The organism is Phenylobacterium sp. 58.2.17, from assembly GCF_026411515.1.
Taxonomy (GTDB): domain Bacteria; phylum Pseudomonadota; class Alphaproteobacteria; order Caulobacterales; family Caulobacteraceae; genus Phenylobacterium.
In genome coordinates, this window is record NZ_JAPMTQ010000106.1 from 1 (window position 1) to 688 (window position 688).

General features: G+C 74.6%; 1 protein-coding gene. It reads right to left on the reverse strand.

Annotation, left to right across the window (positions count from 1 at the left end; translation table 11 throughout):
* Nucleotides 1-8: 8 nt before the first annotated feature.
* Nucleotides 9-524: a hypothetical protein gene (locus OUA97_RS23240; RefSeq protein WP_267234448.1), complete on the reverse strand. Its 516-nt coding sequence runs from the start codon at nucleotides 522-524 to the stop codon at nucleotides 9-11.
* Between the last annotated feature and the right edge of the window lie 164 nt (nucleotides 525-688).

Here is a 688-nt window from a genome sequence, read left to right on the forward strand (position 1 = left end):
ACCCCAGATCATGAGGCTAGTCTGGTGGGCTCGTATTTGTGTATAAGAGACAGGTCCTCGCGGGCGAGCTTGGCCTGAGCGGCCTGGGCCTCGGCGGCGGCGGCCGAGGCCTCGGCGCGGACCAGCGCGCCGTCGGCGCTGCGGATCACGGCGACCCCGCCGCCGGCCGTGACCTGGGCGCCGGGCGAGAGCAGCACGCGCTCCACCACGCCGGACACCGGGGCGGCGACGACGGCGCGAGCGTCGGGCGCGGCCTCGACCCGGCCGGTCAGGCGGATGTCCGAGCCTCCGCCGCGGCCGACGGTGACCACGGCGACGCCGGCGGCCGCGGCCTGGTCGGCGGCCAGGGCGATGAAGCCTTCCTCGCCGCCCTTTTCGTCGGCGTGCCCCTCTTCGCCACGAGTTTCCTCGCCGCCGGCGTCGGCGGGGGCGGGGGCGGGGCCGAACGTGGCCAGGCCGTAGCCGGCGGCCAGGGCGGCGGCGAGCGCCGCGCCGGTGAGCAGGTTTCGCTTGCTGAGCAGCATGGTCAGGCTCCGAAGGGGGTCTTGCCGGCCAGGCGCGCGGCCTCGGCCAGCGCGCGGACGCGGGCGAGGCGCGCCTCCAGCGCTGTCTCTTATAAAAATCTACGAGCCCACGAGACTAGCCTCATGTTCTGGGGTGGCCGGGTTGGCGTGTATAAAGGCGGGGG